We start from the raw sequence: 21769 nt of genomic DNA on the forward strand, positions 1-21769 counted from the left end.
CCCGGATTAGTAAGCGGCATCCGGGCTATTCTCCCTCTCCCTGTGGGAGAGGGCCGGGGTGAGGGCATCAGACCGCAGAGGGCTGTTTCAACACATTGCCGTATAAGCGCTTAATCCCATCAGCATCTGTCTCGGAGTAGACCCCCTGCAGCTCCGGCGAGAAACCTGGCAGCAAATTGACACCCTCTTCCAGCGCCAGGAAGTAGCGTTGCACCGCGCCGCCCCATACTTCACCAGGCACCACGCATAGCACGCCTGGCGGGTACGGCAGCGCTCCTTCTGCCGCAATCCGTCCTTCCGCCTCACTGATGCGCACCAGCTCCACGTTGCCGCGAATATACTCCTGATGGGCATCCTGCGGGTTGACGGCAACCGCCGGGAAACTCGCCTTGCGAAACATCTCTTTTTGCAGATCTTTCACATCGAAGCTGACGTAAAGATCATGCATCTCCTGGCAGAGCTGGCGGAGTGTATAGTCGCGATAACGCACCGGATACTTGTTGTAGATGGTCGGCAATACATCTGCCAGCGGCGTATCGTCTTCTATGTGACGCTCAAACTGCGACAGCATGGCCACCAGATGGGCCATCTTCGCTGTGCTTTCCGCTGGTGTCAGCAGGAACAGAATAGAGTTAAGGTCGCATTTTTCCGGCACAATGCCGTTCTCACGCAGGTAGTTGGCGAGGATCGTCGCCGGAATACCAAACTCAGTGTACTCACCCGTTTGCGCATCGATACCCGGCGTGGTGAGCAGCAGCTTACAGGGATCCACAAAGTACTGATCCTGCGCGTAACCTTCAAAACCGTGCCAGCTTGCACCGGGCTCAAAGCTAAAGAAGCGACGCTCGCGAGCGATGATCTCTGTCGGATGATCCTGCCACGGTCGCCCGGCAATGACCGGCGGCACGAACGGCTGGATCATTTTGCAGTTGGCGATAATCGATTTGCGCGCCTCGATCCCCACTTCTACGCACTCGGCCCACAGGCGGCGACCACTTTCCCCCTGATGGATTTTGGCGTTCACGTCGAGTGCCGCAAACAACGGGTAGAATGGGCTGGTCGAGGCGTGCAACATAAAGGCGTTGTTCAGGCGCTTATGCGGGCAGAAACGCGCCTGGCCGCGCAGATGATTATCTTTTTTATGGATCTGTGAGGTTTGCGAGAAACCGGCCTGCTGCTTATGCACGGACTGGGTAACGAAGATCCCCGGATCGTTCTCATTGAGTTCCAGCAGCAACGGCGACGTGTCGGCCATCATCGGAATGAACTGTTCGTACCCCACCCATGCTGAGTCAAACAAAATGTAGTCACACAAGGTGCCGATTTTGTCGATCACCTGACGGGCGTTATAGATCGTGCCGTCATAGGTGCCGAGCTGGATCACCGCCAGACGAAACGGGCGCGGCTGGTTGGCTTTTTCCGGCGCTACTTCGCGGATCAGTTCGCGCAGGTATTTTTCATCAAAACAGTGTTCATCAATGCCACCGATAAAACCGAACGGGTTGCGGGAGGCTTCCAGATACACAGGCGTCGCCCCGGCCTGAATCAGCGCGCCATGGTGGTTGGATTTGTGGTTGTTACGGTCAAACAGCACCAGATCGCCACGCGTCAGCAGCGCGTTGGTAACAACTTTATTCGCGGCAGAAGTGCCGTTCAGCACAAAGTAGGTTTTATCTGCGTTGAACACTTTCGCCGCAAACTTCTGCGCATGTTTAGCGGAGCCTTCGTGAATCAGCAGATCCCCCAGCTTCACGTCGGCATTGCACATGTCGGCGCGAAAAACATTTTCACCAAAGAAATCGTAGAACTGTCGACCCGCCGGATGCTTTTTAAAGAACTCACCGTGCTGATGACCAGGACAGGCGAAGGTGTCGTTTTTCATCTCGACATATTGACGCAGCGTATCGAAAAACGGCGGCAGCAAATTATCTTCATAATCACAGGCGGCGGTCTCCAGCTCCAGCCAGTCCTGCTCTTTGCCATTAATCACCGCCGTGACGCCGTCCGGCGTTTCTTCCAACGTCTGGTCAAATAAGAATACCGGCACGTTGAAGCCCGTCCGTTTGAGCAAGGCCAGAATGCCGCTACGGCTTTCCGCCAGCGTAATGACGACTGCCGCCACATCCGTAAAATCGGTACTGTCCAGCGTCACCATCTGGCGGTGGGTAGACAGGGTGGAGATCAGCTCGCGGCTGACGGCAATTTTCATTGTTTTCATAAGCACAGATACCCGTTTCAGGGGAAGAAAAGGCCCCGGGCAAAGCTGGCGCCTTACCCAACGAACGTGTCTGACTGGAACCCGCTCCGACCGCCAGACATCAGTAAAAGCAGATACACTCTGATTTTAATGTTGTCCTGAAGTGAGCGTACGGTAGCCTCACCGCATGGTGAGTGTAGTATGGGATAAAACTGAACGGGTGCACGTTCGCAGCGTGGCGCGGCGTCTCTGTATGAGCGATAAAATCTGCGTCATTTCAGGTGTCCCCGTGAGGTTGTGAAGAAAATTCGCGCAATCATGTCATCATTTTTTCGCAGGTGCAACCAACGAAGCGAAGGCCAAATGCAACATAATGCAATTGCCTTTTTTAGGATTTTCATAAGTGATTATATTCAAAAGCTAAATACAGTTATTACCCGCATTAATCGGGCATAATAATGTGCTTCGTTGCGTCATACTATGCAGTTGTGTTCGCAAAACCTCTGGAGAAAAAACGTGTTAACAGGACCTTATATCAACGCCGCCGCCGTTTTGCTGGGGGGAACGATTGGTGCGCTGCTGAGCCACCGTTTACCGGAGCGGGTTCGCTCCTCAATGCCCTCGATCTTTGGTCTTGCCTCGCTGGGTATCGGCATTTTGCTGGTGATTAAATGCGTCAATCTGCCCGTTATGGTGCTTGCAACCCTGGTTGGCACCTTGGTAGGTGAACTCTGTTATGTGGAGCGCGGTATCAGCGGCGCGGTGAACGGTTTACGTAAATTAGTGCAAAAGCGCCGCTCAGCAAGCCATGCGCTGGATGCTCACGAATCGTTTATCCAAAGCCTGGTGGCGATTATCATTTTATTTTGCGCCAGTGGCACCGGGATTTTCGGCGCCATGCGTGAGGGGATGACCGGTGATCCAAGCCTGCTGATTGCCAAAGCGTTTCTCGATTTTTTCACGGCGGTGATATTCGCGACTTCGTTAGGTTTTGCCGTCGCGTTCATCTCCGTACCGATGCTTATTATTCAACTGACGCTCGCTACCTGCGCCACGCTTATTTTACCGTTGACCACACCCGCGATGATGGGTGATTTCACCGCCGTAGGCGGCGTGCTGCTGCTGGCAACGGGTCTAAGGATTTGTGGAATTAAGATGTTTGCGGTGGCGAATATGCTACCTGCACTGGCGCTTGCGATGCCGCTCTCTGCCCTGTGGACCACTTTTTTTGCCTGAGTTCGCGTGCATCATCAGCAAAGTGGTGATAGATTGTGCAGTCTGCAACGATTTGAAGAAATTTCGTTGACGAGGCGAGGCGGATCGGGTTTAATGCGCCCCGTTGCCCGGATAGCTCAGTCGGTAGAGCAGGGGATTGAAAATCCCCGTGTCCTTGGTTCGATTCCGAGTCCGGGCACCACTTATTCAGAGAACCCGCCCACAAGGCGGGTTTTTGCTTTTCTACGACCGGACTCTTCATCGAACTTCGTTCGATTATTCGCCGCAAGCGGCTCACCCCTTCGGGGCCAGCGCGACACGCGCGCTGTTCAACGCCTTCGGCGTTAGTCCGGGTCCGGGCACCACTTATTCAGAGAACCCAGCCTATGGCTGGGTTTTTGCTTTTGGTTTCCCCTTCTCCTTCAGGCAGAAAATCGGTGTTAGGGGGAGCATTCCCTCTCTTTCCCGGATGGTGGCGCAGGCGCTTATCCGGGCTACCCCCCTGTAACTCTAAAGACTTGCCAAACATCACATTCCCGCATCATAAACCACATAAAATTCATGCCATTAGAGAAATATTTTTTAACATAAACTGTTTACATGGTAACGATAATTCATATCATCTTGATAATCACTATCACCACTAAGGTGATGCGCTTGCGGCACAGGAGAATCAACGTCGCCGTACCTTTGGATTAATCAGGATTACCACAATAATGAAACCTCGTTACTTTTGGACGTTAAGTCCTTGTTTACTGATGATGTTAAACGCAAATGCCGCAGCTGAAGGTCAAAAAGAAGAGACACTGGTGGTGGCCGCCAGCCGTGCGAATCACAGCATTACCGACATGGCGCAGACCACCTGGGTCATTGAACAGGCGGAAATTGAACAGCAGGTTCAGGGCGGTAAAGAGTTCAAAGAGGTGCTGGCGCAGTTGATTCCCGGTATGGATGTCAGCAGCCAGGGCCGCACCAACTACGGTATGAATATGCGTGGTCGTTCGATGATGGTGATGGTCGACGGCGTACGTTTAAACTCCTCGCGCAGCGACAGCCGCCAGTTGGATTCAATCGATCCATTTAATATCGCCCGCATTGAAGTTATCTCCGGCGCAACCTCCCTCTATGGCGGCGGCAGTACCGGTGGTTTGATCAATATCGTGACTAAAAAAGGCCAGCCGGAAACAGAAGTCGAGTTTCAGACCGGCATGAAGACGGGCTTTAACAGCCATAACGATAATGACGAAAACGTCGCGGCGGCGGTCAGCGGCGGCAACGACAATGCATCCGGACGCCTGTCGGTGGCGTATCAGCGCTTTGGCGGCTGGTATGATGGCAAAGGCAATGAGGTCAATATCGATAACACTCAGACCGGCCTGCAGTACTCAGACCGTCTGGATGTCATGGGCACCGGTACGCTGAATATCGACGCTCATCAGCAGTTGCAGCTCACCACTCAGTATTACAAAAGTGAATCCGACGGTAAGCACGGCCTGTACCTCGGCGAGAACTTCTCGGCGGTAACCGGTTCTGGCAATGCGTACAACAAAAACAACCTCGACTCCGACCGCATTCCGGGCACCGAGCGCCACCTGATCAACCTGCAATATTCCAACACCGATTTCTGGGGCCAGGACCTGCTCGCGCAGATTTACTACCGTGATGAAAGCCTGACGTTCTACCCCTTCCCTACCCTCTCCGGCGGCCGGGTGACCAGTATTGGCGCATCGCAGCAAAAGACCGATTTCTACGGCGGCAAGCTGACCATCAACAGCAAGCCACTGGAGGATTTAACCCTGACATGGGGCGTGGATGCCGAACATGAAACTTTCGACGCCAACCAGCAATTTTTCGACCTTAACAAAGCGGCGGCCAGCGGTGGCATGAAGCTGGACAACGCCTGGAACGTCGGGCGTTATCCGGGTTACAGCATCACCAACCTCGCCCCTTTCCTGCAAAGTAGCTACGACATCTCCGCTATCACTCTGAGCGGCGGCGTGCGCTATCAATACACAGAAAACCGGGTCGATGACTTTATTGGTTACGCGCAGCAGCAGGCCATCGCCACGGGCAGAGCCACCTCAGCAGACGCGGTGCCGGGCGGGAAAACCGATTACAACAACCTGCTGTTTAACGCAGGCATTCTGGGCCATCTGACGGATCGCCAACAGTTGTGGTTTAACTTCTCACAAGGCTTTGAGATCCCGGATCTGGCGAAATACTACGGCTCCGGCACCTACCAGTTGAGTAATGGGCACTATCGTCTGGTCAACAGCGTGAACGTCAACGACTCAAAACTCGACGGTATCAAAGTCGATGCGTATGAGCTGGGCTGGCGTTTTACCGGGGATAATCTGCGCACCCAAATTGCCGGTTACTACTCACTTTCTGACAAAACCATCAACATCAATAAAACCGACATGACCATCAATATTGAAGATGACCAGCGTCGTATATATGGTGTTGAAGGCCAGGTGGATTACTTCTTTACCGATAGCGAGTGGAGCACCGGCGCGAACTTTAACGCCATCAAATCGCAAACCCGCGTTGACGGGAAATGGCAAAAGCTGACGGTCGACAGTGCAAGCCCGTCGAAAATGAGCGCATGGGTCACCTGGGCGCCGGGCGACTGGACACTGCGTCTGCAAAGTACCCAGACCTTTGATCTCTCTGACGAAGCCGGTAAGCACATCGATGGCTATAACACCGTTGACCTGTTAGGCAGCTATGTACTGCCCGTGGGCAAGCTGAGCTTTAGCGTCGAAAACCTGCTGGATGAAGATTACACCACCGCCTGGGGACAACGCGCACCGGGCCTTTATAGCCCAACCTACGGTGCTGAGAATCTGTATACCTACAAAGGCCGCGGTCGTACCTTCGGCCTGAACTACTCGGTATTGTTCTGATGGCCGCTGCCGCCTGCGATGTGGGCGGCAGTTTTTGCTAAGAGCAGCTTCACCCTTTGAGTCGTGCGCAGCCAGCGCGGGCAGCATCAAGAACGAAATCAGTTCGGTTCTTACCTCTGGCTTTCGCGGCACGATCAATTAGCTCCCGCTCCGCAGGTTTAATGCGTAAATTTAACGTTTCGCGTTTAGCAGAAATGCTATGTGAAACTGGCATAGTTAATTGCCCTCTCATTTTCTGAGCGTTAAATACACACGATGTAACGCTAACGCCATTACATGCGCACCTGACTCATTAAAAAACCCGCCCTGATGAACTGAGGGCGGGTTTGAGTTTTCTTGCGCGACAATTCAACACTCAGTTCTTCGAACCCCAGACAAATGCGCCCTGGTCTTGCGGACCGGTACCTTTATAGACACACAGGTTGCCGTCATCCTGCATAATCAGGAAGAATTTGCCACCGTCGGCAAGCCGCTGTGTACCCCAGAGGTATTGCCCCTGGTTACCCATGGTACCGAAGTAGGTACAGAGGTTGCCGTCGGCTTGCACCACTGTAAAGAACTGTCCTCCCGGCCCCGTTTTCTGACTGCCCCAGACATATTTACCCTGATTATGGGGTGTGCCCTGATAAACGCAGAGGTTACCGTCGGCCTGCATGATGGCGAAATATTGCCGATTGCTGGAAATCAACGTGCCATTCACCCCAAGCGGTTCCATCAGCGTGAGGTAATTGCTGCGGATATCGCTTGAGCCCGAAATACTGTGGGGGCCGGAATATTGCCACAGCGGGTTCCAGTACGAATTGATCATCTGGCTGACCGCATCCTTCCCTTCTACAAGATAATCAATCTCCGAGAGGAAGCCTGGGTAGAGATTATCGGAACCGACCACATACACCTCGTCATCGATAATCATAATCTTGGCGTGGTTGCCCGGTGCCGAGGGCACTTTGGAATAGATGTAACCACTGGCGTTGATCACTGCCCAGGCGGCACTGCCGATAACACCTTTCACCGGTGGCTCAACGGAAAGCGGCGGCTGTTTCAGGGTTGCCGTGTAACCTTCGGGGCTCAGATCCGGCCATTTGTAAGTCACCCCCTCCTGCGTTTTGTTCGCCGGGACTTTATCCGTGTAATACAGCGGCGCGATATGCAGACGTTTCAGGGCATTAGCACGTATACCGCCAGGGTCGCTAATGGGCGCATCCGTGGCGACATCATGCGTCATGTAATACTCCATCAGTTCGAATGTTCGGGAGGCACCAGAACCAAAAGAATATTGATCGCCCGCCGCGCCGGCCCCGGCATCCAGCGGCGAAACGACAATTTGCACCTGTAATGCCGTATTATTCAGTAACGCCTCCAGCAGCCACTGACAAACTTTATGATCGGACCAGTTTTTCTTCCATGCGCTCACCAGGTCCATCTGCGACATACGAATAGTCTTTTTGGCATGCTTGATGAGCTGTTCTTTCATGATCTCTGCCGCTTTCTGAAAGCTCGTTGCCGGGTCAGGGCCATTCCAGTATTTCCCCAGCACCAGATTACGCGTGGCGAGTTTGTACTCTTCAAATCCGGCATATTTCGTATAGATTACACGTAGCGGGAAGACCGGAAGTTTCAGATCCAGCAGCGTTTTTAAATCCTGATCGCGAATGTCCGGGCTCGCCGGGGCGTACTCCTCATGGTTTACCCCCTGTTCGCCGCCATCAGGCTGAACGCCCCCCTTATGAAGGGCAATAATCGCTTTTTGCTGGGCCTCGAGATAAGCCGCAACCTCAGGTTGCACGAAGGGGTCGCGAGGTAACGTGGGATCGCTATCCTTGTTTTGCCAGCTCAGGTTGCTTACGTTCAGCGTCTCTTTGGTAATCAGGTCTTTGCCGCATACCCACATTTGATTTAAGAAAAGCTGCGACCCCTGCGCAGGCTTGCCATGGACAACCACCGACACATCGTGCACGGGAGGATAGCTGCGAAACAGATCCATATTCAGGTTATGTCCGCCAACCAGCGCCGATGTGCCATCCATGCTGATAATTTTGGTGTGGTTCCACGTCATTTTCGTGTCGTCGACACCAATCACCGCGCTACCAAACACTTTGGCCTGAATCGCCGAAATGATCCCGGCACCGAGCCGATAGAACCGCCCCATCCAGATCTCGGGCATCACTTCCCACTCTTTACCGCGCTCCTGAATCAGGCGAATCAGCCCCGCTTTAAACTCGGTATAGTTAGCCGGTTCGCCAACCGGCGTGGTGGGGGTCTGGCCAAAAAAGAAGCGGAACTGTGTCGGCTGAGTTCTGCCCATGCGTTGAGTTAAACAGGTATCAATGGCGCCAAAAATCACCCGCTGCCAGTCCGGGTCCGGACTATTTAGTGAGGATACATCACAACGAAATTTGGTTTTTTGAATGATTTCATCAATGGCTCGGGAGAAATCCCTTTGTCGATTACGGGCCTGGGTCATAATATCCCGCCCGAAATCCATTCCCCAGATATGGGGGGTATCCATAATACGAATATACGACGGGCCGCTTAACTGATTGAAATAGCCTTTAACGGCCTGTTCAACCCGGTCGATAAAAGGCATATCCTCACCGGAAAAAACGCCGGGGGCGGAATATGCGACAGCGCCAACGGGGCTCGCATTATTATGGCTCGGTGACTGGTCCGTCGCATTCTGTCCGGCGAAAGTGTAATAAGTCACCAGGCCTGGTTCCATGCCAGTCAGCGGCTGATTCATTTGCGTGCTAATTTGCGCTGCGGATAGTGCAATATTCCAGACGCGAACTTCATCAAGCTCGCCATTTAATTGATTATATTGTTCTTGTCGTTGTGCCGTGGCCCCAATGTACAGTGGCAAGGCGTTATTCACGTTGACAGGTGGTGTAATATTATTTCTTGGGCTTGATGAAACTAGCGTGCCATCTACATAGACAGAGAGCTGGCTGTTCTGACGAACACCCGTTAAAAAATGCCAGTTTCCATCACTGATATGGGTGGCAACCGTATTAATTTCATAGAAGCCAAATCCATTATCCGTCGCGAGTTTAATCAGACCGCCAGGTTTAATGACCAGCAAAAAACCACCGTTACCGGCACCGCCTTCGGTTGCTTTGCGTGAAATAACGGTGCCGGATGCGCGGGTTTTTACCCAGCACTGAAGCGTAAAGTCACCTGTGCCAAAATTATAAACCGTGCTATTTGGCGCAGACAGATAAGACGGATTTCCCACTAAATTGAGTGCATAGCTCATGATAATCTTTCCTGTGAATGATAATCAGGTATGTCCGTTAATTGGCTGGGCGCTGAATTATAAAAACGTCCATTTAACCCATCCGGCGTCGGTTCGTTCATTCGTGACCGGGTAGGCCATTGAATAAGGCGGGTTGCCAACAACGTTATCCATGTAGTAGCTATTTGCCGGGTTGATTCCATAAATGGAAGAAACTCTGCGCACATAAGGTCGGTAGGGAAGAGAGCTGGTTCGTGTCTCCCCTCCGCCCATCGCGTCGAAATCGCGGTGGTCAGTGTTGATAGCCTGTCGAAGCGGAACAACATCTTCACCCACGGCGCTCGCCGTCGGGAAAACGGTGCCCCACTGAGTGAGATAACCGCGTGCCATTTTGTAGATAAGCTCAGGTACGGGGGCGACCGAAGCCGATACGTTTGCCGCATCATATTTTGCGTCTGCGGTGTAATTTCCCGCGACGGTGCTGTGCCTGCCGCGTATGGCGTACAGCGTATAGCCCACGGGTTGCGGATAATTGCCTTTCTCCAGAGGGTCGGTCAATTGCGCGTTATCCGCGATGTATTTCCATCTGTCCCACCATAAAACTGAGTTGTAGATTTTGGCGGTATTGTCTTTTCCTGTCATGAGTCCGTTGGGACGAGGGACCAGTGCCATAAAGGGTTTATCACCCGGCTGTATGCACATATCCCAGGCATAGACACCGACATAATTCACCACGTTGGGGGGAAGCTGCGTAAGCATGCTGTACCACTGGCCAGTCCCAGGAACAGGATCGATCGCAAAAATATTGATGGGGATTTTTTTGAGTTGCTCCGAACCGTAGGCATAGATAAACCAGGCCGCCATGATGCACTCAACGGCTCCCCGACTGTGTCCGATAAAATTAAACTGCTGTTTGCCACTTTTGCATGCGATGTTAGCGCCATGCAAAGCCAGTGCCGGGGCGGACCAGCCATCAAGCTGAGTGGCATAAGAATACTGGTCGCCGCCTGAGTAACTTTTTACATAGTTAAGCAGGCTGGAATCTGCATCAAGTGGTCCATTAAAGACCAGCGGTTCACTGTCGTTGCGGGGAACCGCCCAGTCATTCTCACCTACACCACGAACAGAAATACTCGGCATGACGGCCTGTAATGAGCCGCTGATCTCTTTGTGGATCCGTACCGGTATATAACCCGTATTCGGACAATAGATATTTTTATCACTACCAGGACGTGATACTTCGCCTTCATCGCGCGTACAGGCGGTGCCACTAAAGCAGACGGTAAACACAGAAGGAGAGCTTCCTGCCGCAGCCGCTTTAAACATATGTGCAGAAGGTTGTTCCGTCAGCGTATCGGGTTCGTTGAGCGGGAGCGGATTGCCGGATTGATCAAGGGGAATAATTTCGAAGATATCATCGTCCGTTGGATTCAGAGAGTTGGCCTGCAAAATAGCACCTGCGGCCTTGATATCGACATACATCTTATTCGCTGCCAGCAGGACGATTTGCTCATCTGAATGCCAGTTGAACATCTCAAATTTTTCGTTTCCCCCCACCGAGTCACTTATTGCGGCTAATGAATTACTTTCGCCCGGCTTAATTGTCACATACTTTCCATTAAACGCTTGCAGAGCGAAGATCATGTCTTGCTGGTAAACCAACTGAAAAATTTCATTATTTCCACACGTTGAACTTGTCGCCGCTAATAGATTAGCCCCACTGTCGACAGTAACGTAATGTCCGCTACTTTTTTTCAACGCGATCTTAATCGGTTCTGTACTCATCATGTAGTTCCTTTTTTGAAATTAGAATGACATTCTGACGTTCACAGCCGAGCAAAATAAATTAAGGCATCTCCCTCCTTACTGATTGAAGAATAATAGGTTAATTAAAAATGAATCTTTCCTGGCGCACAGGAATTAACACACCAAAATATCTGATATTTCAGCATCAAACAATTTCGATGTTAGACTGACTTAAATAGCAACTAACCTGGAAGATTAAATATAGATAAGAAAAAACAACCCAAACTTAGGTATGCTTTACGAGTATTGTGATAATTATCAGACTACACATTCTCAGAAATCAATCACGAGCAGGTTTTTTTAATATAATGAGCAGGTTATGTTACCAACGCATGTCAGGATGGGAAAAATATTGGCTAGTAATAGTTAAGCACTAAAAGGAACGAAGTCAATATACAAAGAATAATTTACCTCTGCAATGTCAATTTCCAAAAAAAACATGTACGCGTCGATTCAGCACATGAGCTTATTAATGTTAATTCAGCAAATTTCGTCCTAACGGTAAAAAATTAAAATAAATAGCATTCTTTAATGTTATAGGAATGATGGTCATCCACAATATAAACATATTTAAAAACATATATTTTCGCAGCAAACATAAGGCCGCAGCAGGGTGTACTACGGCCTGGAGACGGTATCAAAACAGCGTACAACTATGCGAAAACGGCATGCCCCAGCGTCAGCGCTTTATCCAGATACGCCTCCCCGCTTCCCAGTTCCGGCAGTAATAGCAGCTCAGACACTTTCACCTGCGCGCCGCAGTAGTCAAAAATGCCGTGGGCAATTTGCGCGTGAAAGGCGGCGGTAAAACCGTGCCGGTCGTAGGCGCCCTGGCTTGCCGCGCCGAGGCCAATAATATGGACCGGCAGGCGGCCCAGCTTTTTCACCACCTCTCCTTCGGCGGTCTCTTCATAAGCCCAACCGTTGGTAAACACGCGGTCAATCCAGCCTTTCAGCAGTGCGGGCATTGACCACCAGTAAACGGGGAACACCAGCACCAGCGCATCAGCCTTATCAATTCGAGCCTGCTCTGCCACAATATCCGCCGGGACAGGCGCGGTAAGCTTAAACGCGGCAAAGTCCTGCGCCGTGAAGGTTGGGTTAAAGCCTTCGGCGGTAAGATCGACAATCTCTGCGGTGTGTTGCGGATGAGTGGTAATCCCTTTCGCCATGGCGGCAGCGACACTGTGGCTCAGAGAGTGTGTATCCGGATGAGAAACGACGATTAAAGCATGCATTTAGCGACTCCTGGTTGCGGGATGGCGTAAGCAAACGTACTCTATATACCAAAGGTAACCTACCAATAGTAACTTACCTTTGGTATATAAGCATGTCAACGGAGAATTTTTACGATGGGCAGTCAGAGCACACGCCAGCGTTTATCACGGCAGGAACGCTATACCCAGTTGATTGAGGTGGCCTGGCAGATCATTCGGGAAGAAGGCACAGAAGCCCTGACACTCGGCCATCTCGCAGAACGCGCCGGGATCACAAAGCCGGTGGTTTATGATCATTTCACCAGCCGTTCGGGCCTGTTTGCCGCACTTTATCGGGAATACGATCTTCGCTCGACGGCACGTATGGACGCACAGCTTAGCCAGACAGAACCTGTGCTGGAGAAGCTCGCGGCGGTCATTGCCGATGCGTACATTGAGTGTGTGCTGCTATCGGGCCGCGAAATGCCAAGTGTCATTGCCGCACTCAGCGGCACGCCGGAACTGGAGCAAATCCGTCAGGAGTACGCCACTACGTTTACTGAGAAATGCCGGGTATTGTTTTCCCCGTTCTGCAATGGCAATACGTTACAAACACCCGCGCTATGGGCGATGCTCGGTGCCGCAGAAGGATTATCCTGGGCGGTGGTGATTGGCAAAATCAGCGCGCAGCAGGCGAAGGATGAACTGGTGCAGGCGATCGTGACGATGGTGCGTGGCAGCCAGCAATGATGAACACAAGGGGAAGCCCCTTCCCCTTGTATTATCAAAATGGTGACACGCGTTGCCGTTACATCAGCCAGCCTGACCAGGCGCTGCGTTTTTCAAACGTTCATTACGCAGGCGCAGTGTGGCGGGCAAAATGCGTTGTTGTTCGGTCGGCTCATTGCCCTCAATCAACTGGGTGATGAGGTCAAAACAGTCGTACGCCAGACGCGGGATATTCTGTTCAACGGTATCAATACTCAGCGAAAGCGAGTCGTAGAGATAGTGATCGTCGAAGCTGGCGATATGAATATCACTTTGCAGTAAATGGTGCTGACTCATATAACGCAACACTCCTTCAAGCAGCCCACATGCCGCCGTAAACAGGGCTTTGGGCGGACGTCCCAGCTTCGCACACAGGGCGGCAAACATTTCGTAGCCGCTGCTGGGGTGATAGTTGCCGTGAATAATCCACTCAGGGCGCAACGCCACCCCCGCTCTCTCCAGCCCTTGCGTGAAACCCGCCAGACGATCTTTGGTTGGCGACAGTCGCGGTTGCCCACCTAAAAAGTAGATTTCATCCGGATTCGCACGGGCCAGACGTTCAACCAGATCGGCGGTGGGTGTCACCGCATCGGTGATAACCAGCGGCAACGGCGTGCTGTTCATATGGCGGTCGAACAACACAACGGGCAGTTGCTCGCTGAGTTTCAGGTAATCGGCGTCGTTGAGCATGCTGGAGGCGACGATCAGCCCGTCCACCTGGCGGGAGACCAGGTTGTTGACCACCACCGACTCCTGGCTGGCGTTTTCATCGGTACAGGAGATAAGAAGCTGCAAGCCCGCCTCACGACACAAGTTTTCCAGTTCATGAGAAAAGGCGGCAAACCCGTGGTTGGTTATCTCAGGGACCACCAGGCCAAGCGTGTGGCTGCGATCCTCGCGCAACAGGCGGGCATGAATGCTCGGCTGATAGTGGTGCTGTTGAGCAAGCGAAAGCACACGCTGACGGGTTTCCTGCGCCACGCGTAACTCTTTACCTCGTCCATTGAGAACCAGGCTGGCGGTGGCTTTTGAGACACCCGCCAGCGCGGCAATATCAGTGATGGTAACGCGTTTTGTTTTTCTCACGACAATGCATCGGTTAATGAAACAAGCGGTTATTCTACCATGCAAGGACGTAACGACCAGTATTGCGCCCGCAGTTCGCCACTTCCGCTAAAGGTTATTTGCGCAGGATGTGACGGGAAGTAGCGGCTGCTCATTACGCCAGCGCCCTCATTGATGAAGATCTCAACGCTTGAGCTGTCGCATAAAATTTGCAGCGCATTTGCCGCTCCGTCCCAGTAACGCGAGAGCCATTCGCCATTTTCCAGGCTACGACGGTCAAGACGCAGATGGTCTTTATGCCAGTGCAGGATAAGCGTATCGCCAATATTCAGCGTCAGCTCACCTTCGCTCTCGACCCATAGCTCCAGGCTCCGGGCGTCCATCACCGGTGCGTCATCCACAGGCCCTGCAAAACGGCGCTCATTTTCGCGCAGCGCCTGCAATTCCCTGACCGGCTGTTGATACAACTTACCGTTGCGGTTGGAAAGCTCACGCACGCAGGTCATTTGATGGATCCAGCCCTGCGCTACCGTCGGCTGGCGCATCTCTTCGCCATCCGGCACACCCATCCAGCCCACCAGCAGGCGCCGACCGTCAGCGCTTAAGGTGGTTTGCGGAGCGTAAAACTCAAATCCGCCGTCAAGCTCATGCAACGCGCCATGCGCAAACGTCGCCTGTTCCGGGGAGAATGCCCCACTCAGGTACGCGCTCGGGTGGGTATTAAGGAAACGGTGCGCTTCACGTGCCACCCCTTGCGGGCAACAGATGAGGAAAGTATCGGCACCCAGAGTGAACAGGTCCGGGCACTCCCACATGTACCCTGCCTCCCCTAAACCGCCGAGGCCGCTACCGGCGAGCTCACCGAGTAACTGCCAGTGATGCAAATCATCGGAACGAAGCAGCAGCACTTTGCCGCGCAGCGCCAGATCCTGGGCGCCAAGCACCATGTACCACTGGTTTTCATGCCGCCAGACTTTCGGATCTCTGACGTGCCCGGTGTAGCCTTCCGGCAACGCGATGACGGGCCCCAGTTTATCAAACCCGCCTTCCGCGTTCTGCACGGCCAGACATTGCCAGGCCGTGCGCCCGCCTTCGGCGAATTTCACGTTGCCGGTATAACAGAGCGTCAGTGCGCCCTGGTTGTCGACCGCGCTACCGGAATAGCAACCGCTGCGGTCATACTCCTCTTCCGGCATCAGCGCTATCGGCTCATGCTGCCAGTGCAGTAAATCCGCTGAACTCCAGTGCCCCCAGCATTTATGATTGTGCTGACAGCCGAGCGGGTTCCACTGATAAAACAGATGAAACCGTCCCTGAAAATGGATAAAACCGTTGGGGTCATTCAACAGCCCCGTCGCCGGGGCCAGATGCCAGGCCGGATAGTGACTGTCACGCAGTGCTTTCGGTTGACCTTTAAGTACTGACAGTAAAATCTTCGGCAACAGGGCTGATGGCGTCATTATTCGGAGTCCGTTTTGTATTTGAGCAGGTAAGAGATAACAAAGGCGACGCTGAAAGCAATCACCATCCCGATAGCATAATTCAGTAACGAGCTGGCCTGTACAATCGCCATGCCCGGAATGCCCGTTAACCCTACGGCAGTCATATAGACATGGACCGAGACCACCCAGGCGCCGCCAACCGCCCCACCAATCAACGCTGCAATAAAGGGTTTTACAAAACGCAGGTTGATACCAAAAATCGCAGCTTCTGTAATGCCAAGCAGCGCAGAAAACGCCGATGGCAGGGTAATGGCTTTGATTTTGGCATCTTTGGTTTTGAACCACACCGCCAGACAAGCGCCGCCCTGAGCCACATTGGCCATCGCCCAGATGGGCAGCAGGAAGTTCACGCCAATAGACGGATTACCCAATAATCCCGCTTCGATCGCATGGAAACTGTGGTGCACACCAGTAATAACAATCACCGAATAGAGACCGCCGAACAGCAGCCCTGCCAGCCAACCGGCATGGGTGATGAGCGTGCTCAACACAAAGGAGATGCCGTCACCCAGCGCACGCCCCGCCGGACCGATGACCAGCAGCGCGACAAAACCGGTGATAATAACCGTCAAAAACGGCGTCAGAATCAGATCCAGCGCGTCAGGAATGACCCGGCGCAACTGTTTTTCCAGGACACTCATAAACCAGACGGCAAGCAGCACCGGGAAGACCGTGCCCTGATAGCCGATCATCGCCACTTCGATACCAAAAAAGTTCATGGTATGGAACCCGGCGGCTACGCCCCAGGCGTTGGTCAGCGCCGGGTGCGTCAGAATGCCGCCCAGCGTCGCGCCCAGGAAGGGGTTACCGCCAAATTCACGCGCCGCGGTGAAACCAATCAGGATAGGCAGAATAATGAACGCCGCCGAGCTGAACATATCCAGCATGATATAGAGCGCATTTTCCGGGTTTACCCAGCCGTAGGTTTTCACCATTCCCAGCAGCCCCATCAACAAACCCGACGCCACGATGGCTGGGATGATTGGGACGAAAATGTTCGACAACAAACGGGCCGCGCGCTGGAACGGATTCAGTTTGCGGGCAGCGATGGCGGCGGCCTCGGACTTGCTCGTTTCGCCAATACCCGCCTCTTTGATAAAGGCGGCGTAGACTTTATTCACAACGCCAGTGCCGAAAATAATCTGCAACTGTCCGGCATTGCGAAAACAACCTTTCACCCCTTCAACCTTACCGATTGCCGTGGTGTCTGCTTTGGCATCTTCCGCCAGAACCAGCCGCAGTCGCGTAGCGCAATGCGCTGCGCTGACGATATTGTCCTTGCCGCCCAGCAGCGGTAAGAGCGAGCGGGAAATCTGTTCAAAGTCCATATAAGCCCCTGTTTTATGGAAATTTGTAATAATTAGCGCATCAGGAAGCCCCTTAACGGGGCTTCATTATCAGAACCAGGTTTCCATCTGCACGCCGAAGGTCCATTCGCCGCCAGACTTAAAGCCATTGCTACCCAGAGCATCATCGCTGGCATAGTTATCCAGCTTGTGATCCCAGTCCATCCAGGAGGCGAAAAGACGCAGTTCCGGACGTTTCAGGAACTCACCCACATCACCCGCTTTCAATGTTGGCGCAACGGTGAGTTTGTAGAAGCTGCCGTTGACCGCATTGCGGCTGTTGTACCCCTCCGGTTTGAGATCCATATACTGATAGCTGCCTTCATACTGCATCTCGAAATTCTGCGTCAGTGCCTGAATCAGTCGCATGTTAACCGTCGCCCACTCGTAGCTGTCGCCTTTGACGTAACGGTCTTTGCTGCTCTGCGCCAGTACCGCAGGGGCAATATGCCAGCCACCACCCAGAGGGGTCATGCCGTAGGTCGCGAGACGCCAGGTATCCGCCTGAGGTAACAGCGCGCCATCCGCCCCTACTGTTTTCACCTCAGCACCGAGGCCATGGCCATAAAGCAGCGCGGTTTTCGACATCCCCTCACGCAAGCCATAGAAACTTTCGTTGTGCAGCCCTAACAGCGCATGGACACCGGTGTTAGCCGCATCGCTTTTCACTTTGTTGCCATCGAGGTCAAGGCGGTCGTTGTTGTCTTTTGCACGCATGCCGCTAACCATCGCCTGCACCGGGCCAAAGTAGTTGTTCAGCGTCAGGATGTAGTTCTGAGCATTATTTTCACTGTTTTCGATATCGCCAAAGGTGCGGCCATAAAGTGAGAAGTTGCTACGCGCGTTATCACTCCACTTCATGTCATAGATACCTGCGCCGGTCCCGGCGAGGAAAATCACGTCCGAATCAAGCCAGTGAATATCGAAGTTATCGCGGTCAAAGCGTTTCCCGGCCCAGACGGTAGTGTCTTTAAACGCGCCGGTGAAGGTGGGCAGATGGCCCAGCTCGGTAAAGGCCTGACGCAGGTTGAGGTCGCTGCTCGATGCCGTCCAGTCGTTGTAGCTGCGCTGCCCGTCGGCCAGCATCACTTTAAAGCGCGTGGTGGCGCCGTTAGCCAGCGTCTGTTTATGTTCAAGATTCATCTCAACATAGGTATCCGGTTCGTTGCCCAGACGCCCGACATGTCCACCCGTTTCACCGGCTGGCGTCATCCCTGGCCCACCCTGGGTTTTAGCCGCGGAGTCGCTCATCAGCAGTCCCGAACGGGCATAGCCATGGAACTCAAAGCCGCCTTCCTGTGATGATTTCTGCTCCAGTTGCGTGGTGCGCTGCGCCACCTCAGCCGTGGTGGTCTGCGTTTTCTGCTGCTCGGTTGCCAGATTTTTTGCCTGTAACTCGGCGGCTTCTGCTCTTTTTTCTGCGTTAGTCGCCCGTTGTTCGGCGGCCTGTAAACGTTGTTCCAGCGCGGCAAGGCGCGCCTCGATACTGCTGGTCCCCGCCTCTGCTGCAAGGGCAGAACCCGACCCCATTAACAAACCAAGCGTGATAGCGAGCGTGCTTTTTCTCATTGTTTTTGCGTCCCTATGAAAGAGGTAAGAGTGCTGAATATTTTGCTAAACCGGTTTAGTCGCGAATCATAATCGTGGTTAATTTCAACCTGCAAACAAATTAGCTAAACCGGTTTAGTGAATGTGAGGAGGGTCGCAAATCGTTATGGAAATCAGCCCTGCGGCGGCATCAAAGCCGCAAGATGGGGCAGCGCGGTCATCGCCCCTTTCGCCGTGGTCGCCAGCGCGCCGCATCGCTGCGCATACTTAAGGCCCAATGCCAGATCTGGCTCACTTTGGGGTAAACCTGTTTGCGCCAGTTGCCACAGTAACCCGGCCACAAAGGCATCACCCGCACCGGTGGTATCCACGCTTGCTACGGGCACGCTGGGGTAATGGAAAATGTCGCCCTGGAAGAGCGCCTGCACGCCAGCTTTGCCCTGGGTAACAAGTAACAGTTTGATCGCAAAACGTTCTGCCAGCGTTTTCATCGCGACACGTAAATCCGTGGAGGCCGTCATGAAAGCCAACTCTTCTTCTGAGAGTTTGACCACATCGGCCAGAGCGAAGGCACGCTCCAGACACCGCTGCAGCCTCTGCGGATCCTGCCAGAGATCGGTTCGAATATTAGGATCAAAACTGACGAAGCCGCCTGCTTCACGTATGCGCTGCATGGCGAGTAACGTCGTGGTCCGCGAAGGTTCAGCCGAGAGCGCAATAGAACAGCAGTGTAACCACTCCCCCTGCCGGAAGGCTGGCAAATCATCAGCCTGCAAGAAAAGATCGGCGCTGGGGCGCACCATGAAGGTGAAGGAACGCTCGCCTTCGTCGTCAAGGGCGACGACAACGGTGGATGTCCGCTGTGCCTCGTCAAAGGTCATATAATCCGTGTTCACCTTTTCCTGACGTAGCGTGTCGTACATAAATTTGCCAAAAGGATCCTGCCCTACACGGCCGATAAAACCGCTTTTCCCTTCCAGCCGCGCAATGCCAACGGCGACATTGGCCGGGGCTCCCCCCGCGCACTGCATTAATCGCCCGTCGCCCTCTGGCAACAGATCAACAACGGCATCACCCAGACACCAGACTTGAGCTGACATGATTTTCTCCCAGTAGAATGTATCGCTAAAATCTAATTAAACCGGTTTAGCAAAGCAAATCTATTCTGCTGCCAATGCAAAATGAGGTGCGCTACATCAACCGCAGGGTCTCGCCTGGCGGTCTGCTTGTGGCATTGGCTTTTTGAGCGGTTTAGCCGTCACTCCTGCCAAATTCATCAATTCCAGTGCCTCACGAAATCACATCCTGATATTCTCTTTGGTCATCGCAACGTTCACATCTGCCACAACATCGTGCTAACCATCAGGAGTCAACATGAGCCAACCGTTACATGCCGAGCCGCTGGTCTGGGGTCACGGCCCACGCACTTTTGAAGTTTTTCTGGAACCCACCTGTCCGTTCTCCGTGCGCGCGTTTAACAAACTGGATGCGCTGCTAAAAGAAGTGGGTGAAGACAAGGTGACGGTAAAAATTCGCCTGCAATCGCAGCCCTGGCATTTGTTTTCTGGCGTCATTGTGCGCTGCATTCTTGCCGCCTCCACGCTGCCCAATGGTCGAGATGCCGCACATAAGGTGATGCAGGCGGTTGCCGATCACCGGGAAGAGTTCGAGTTTACCGACCACTGCAGCGGCCCGAATATGGATGCCACCCCGCAGCAGATCATCGAGCGAATTGAAAATTATAGCGGCGTGAAGGTGAGCGAAGCCTTTGCGCGCCCGGAATTGCAGACGGAAATCAAATGGCACTGTAAGTATGCGCGCCAGAACGGTATCCACGTCTCCCCCACCTTTATGGTCAACGGCCTGGTACAGGCGGATCTGGGCAGCGGTGATGATATCAGCGCCTGGGCGGCGCGTATTCTGGCTTGATCGGAGCGGGCCCCCCCCTATCCGACGGCTGCTACACTGCTTCAATACCTTAACGAAAAGGCAGGTCAACATGTCAGAGAACACCTATCAGCCCCCAAAAGTCTGGACGTGGAATAAAGACAGCGGCGGCGGCGCGTTTGCCAATATTAACCGCCCCATTTCCGGCGCGACCCATGACAAAGAATTACCCGTTGGTAAGCACCCGCTACAGCTTTATTCGCTGGGTACGCCGAACGGTCAAAAAGTGACGATCATGCTCGAAGAGCTACTGGCGAAGGGCGTGAAAGAGGCGGAGTATGACGCCTGGCTCATCCGCATTGGTGAAGGCGATCAGTTCTCCAGCGGCTTTGTGGACGTGAACCCGAACTCCAAAATTCCGGCGCTGCGTGACCACTCCACCACCCCGCCAACGCGCGTATTTGAGTCCGGTGCCATTCTGCTGTATCTGGCAGAGAAGTTTGGTCACTTCCTGCCCAAAGACCCCGCCGGGCGGACTGAAACACTGAACTGGCTGTTCTGGCTGCAAGGCTCCGCGCCGTTCCTCGGCGGCGGCTTTGGTCACTTCTATAATTATGCGCCGGTGAAAATCGAGTACGCCATCAACCGCTTTACGATGGAAGCCAAACGCCAGTTAGATGTGCTCGACAAACAGCTCGCCACACACAAATTCGTGGCGGGTGACGAATACACCATCGCCGATATGGCCATCTGGCCGTGGTATGGCAACGTGGTGCTGGGCAACGTTTACAACGCCGCCGAGTTCCTTGAAGCCAGTGGCTACCAGAATGTTCTGCGCTGGGCCAAAGAGGTTGCTGAGCGTCCTGCCGTGAAGCGTGGGCGTATGGTCAACCGTACCTTTGGTGAGCCAAGCGAACAGTTGCACGAACGCCACGATGCCAGCGATTTCGACACCCACACCGAAGACAAACGCAACGGCTAACCCCCCTCTTCCCGGACGGCAAGCGTCCGGGAATTCCCCTTCCCAGGCCAGCCTCAGACTGTTTTTATCACTTCATATTTACAACCTCTGAGATAACCAGTAAGAATGCCTTTTATTTA

At 53.3% G+C, this 21769-nt stretch carries 14 protein-coding genes, 1 tRNA gene and 1 pseudogene; 6 read left to right on the forward strand and 10 right to left on the reverse strand.

Annotation, left to right across the window (positions count from 1 at the left end):
- Positions 1 to 67 precede the first annotated feature (67 nt).
- Positions 68 to 2218, reverse strand: coding sequence for an ornithine decarboxylase (locus IP582_RS21175; protein ID WP_193794365.1), 2151 nt, complete (start codon positions 2216 to 2218; stop codon positions 68 to 70).
- Between the two features lie 495 nt (positions 2219 to 2713).
- Between IP582_RS21175 and IP582_RS21180 the strand changes: the two genes are divergently transcribed.
- The 3 genes from IP582_RS21180 (at position 2714) to IP582_RS21190 (ending at position 6318) form a co-directional block, all read left to right on the forward strand.
- Positions 2714 to 3433, forward strand: a complete 720-nt coding sequence (locus IP582_RS21180; RefSeq protein ID WP_193794366.1) for a DUF554 domain-containing protein — start codon at positions 2714 to 2716, stop codon at positions 3431 to 3433.
- 105 nt (positions 3434 to 3538) lie between these two features.
- A tRNA-Phe gene (locus IP582_RS21185) sits at positions 3539 to 3614 on the forward strand.
- A gap of 514 nt (positions 3615 to 4128) precedes the next feature.
- Positions 4129 to 6318, forward strand: a complete 2190-nt coding sequence (locus tag IP582_RS21190; RefSeq protein WP_193794367.1) for a TonB-dependent siderophore receptor — start codon at positions 4129 to 4131, stop codon at positions 6316 to 6318.
- 73 nt (positions 6319 to 6391) lie between these two features.
- Here the strand turns inward: IP582_RS21190 and IP582_RS21195 are convergent.
- The 4 genes and pseudogenes from IP582_RS21195 to IP582_RS21210 all read right to left on the reverse strand — a co-directional run.
- Positions 6392 to 6532, reverse strand: a pseudogene (locus IP582_RS21195) (DUF1778 domain-containing protein); the annotation flags it as partial.
- Between the two features lie 141 nt (positions 6533 to 6673).
- Complete coding sequence (locus IP582_RS21200; protein ID WP_193794369.1) at positions 6674 to 9571, reverse strand: LamG-like jellyroll fold domain-containing protein; 2898 nt, start codon at positions 9569 to 9571, stop codon at positions 6674 to 6676.
- Positions 9572 to 9628: 57 nt separating this feature from the next.
- Positions 9629 to 11338, reverse strand: coding sequence for a Tat pathway signal protein (locus tag IP582_RS21205; RefSeq protein WP_193794370.1), 1710 nt, complete (start codon positions 11336 to 11338; stop codon positions 9629 to 9631).
- A 671-nt stretch (positions 11339 to 12009) separates the two neighbouring features.
- Complete coding sequence (locus IP582_RS21210; RefSeq protein ID WP_193794371.1) at positions 12010 to 12594, reverse strand: NAD(P)H-dependent oxidoreductase; 585 nt, start codon at positions 12592 to 12594, stop codon at positions 12010 to 12012.
- 114 nt (positions 12595 to 12708) lie between these two features.
- Here IP582_RS21210 and IP582_RS21215 point away from each other — a divergent pair, with 114 nt between their 5' ends.
- On the forward strand, positions 12709 to 13302 hold the full coding sequence (locus IP582_RS21215; protein WP_103281523.1) for a TetR/AcrR family transcriptional regulator: 594 nt from the start codon (positions 12709 to 12711) through the stop codon (positions 13300 to 13302).
- 63 nt (positions 13303 to 13365) lie between these two features.
- On the opposite strand, the gene IP582_RS21220 is transcribed toward IP582_RS21215, so the two are convergent.
- From IP582_RS21220 to IP582_RS21240, 5 genes are all read right to left on the reverse strand, one after another.
- Positions 13366 to 14406 (reverse strand): substrate-binding domain-containing protein, encoded by a 1041-nt coding sequence (locus IP582_RS21220; protein ID WP_103281524.1) that lies wholly within the window; start codon positions 14404 to 14406, stop codon positions 13366 to 13368.
- 29 nt (positions 14407 to 14435) lie between these two features.
- Positions 14436 to 15845, reverse strand: coding sequence for a sucrose-6-phosphate hydrolase (locus IP582_RS21225; RefSeq protein ID WP_193794372.1), 1410 nt, complete (start codon positions 15843 to 15845; stop codon positions 14436 to 14438).
- Positions 15845 to 17215 carry a sucrose-specific PTS transporter subunit IIBC gene (locus tag IP582_RS21230; RefSeq protein ID WP_039078053.1) on the reverse strand — a complete coding sequence of 457 codons (1371 nt, stop codon included), beginning with the start codon at positions 17213 to 17215 and terminating at the stop codon, positions 15845 to 15847. Before IP582_RS21230 ends, IP582_RS21225 begins: the two co-directional genes overlap by 1 nt.
- Before the next feature lie 69 nt (positions 17216 to 17284).
- Complete coding sequence (locus IP582_RS21235; RefSeq protein WP_193794373.1) at positions 17285 to 18802, reverse strand: carbohydrate porin; 1518 nt, start codon at positions 18800 to 18802, stop codon at positions 17285 to 17287.
- A gap of 152 nt (positions 18803 to 18954) precedes the next feature.
- On the reverse strand, positions 18955 to 19881 hold the full coding sequence (locus IP582_RS21240; protein ID WP_193794374.1) for an aminoimidazole riboside kinase: 927 nt from the start codon (positions 19879 to 19881) through the stop codon (positions 18955 to 18957).
- 274 nt (positions 19882 to 20155) lie between these two features.
- Between IP582_RS21240 and IP582_RS21245 the strand changes: the two genes are divergently transcribed.
- Positions 20156 to 20710, forward strand: a complete 555-nt coding sequence (locus tag IP582_RS21245) for a thioredoxin domain-containing protein (protein ID WP_110295754.1) — start codon at positions 20156 to 20158, stop codon at positions 20708 to 20710.
- Positions 20711 to 20780: 70 nt separating this feature from the next.
- Positions 20781 to 21650, forward strand: coding sequence for a glutathione-dependent disulfide-bond oxidoreductase (gene yghU / locus IP582_RS21250; RefSeq protein ID WP_193794375.1), 870 nt, complete (start codon positions 20781 to 20783; stop codon positions 21648 to 21650).
- Positions 21651 to 21769: the final 119 nt, after the last annotated feature.

It is taken from the genome of Citrobacter sp. BDA59-3 (assembly GCF_015167655.1).
GTDB classification, from domain to species: domain Bacteria; phylum Pseudomonadota; class Gammaproteobacteria; order Enterobacterales; family Enterobacteriaceae; genus Phytobacter; species Phytobacter diazotrophicus.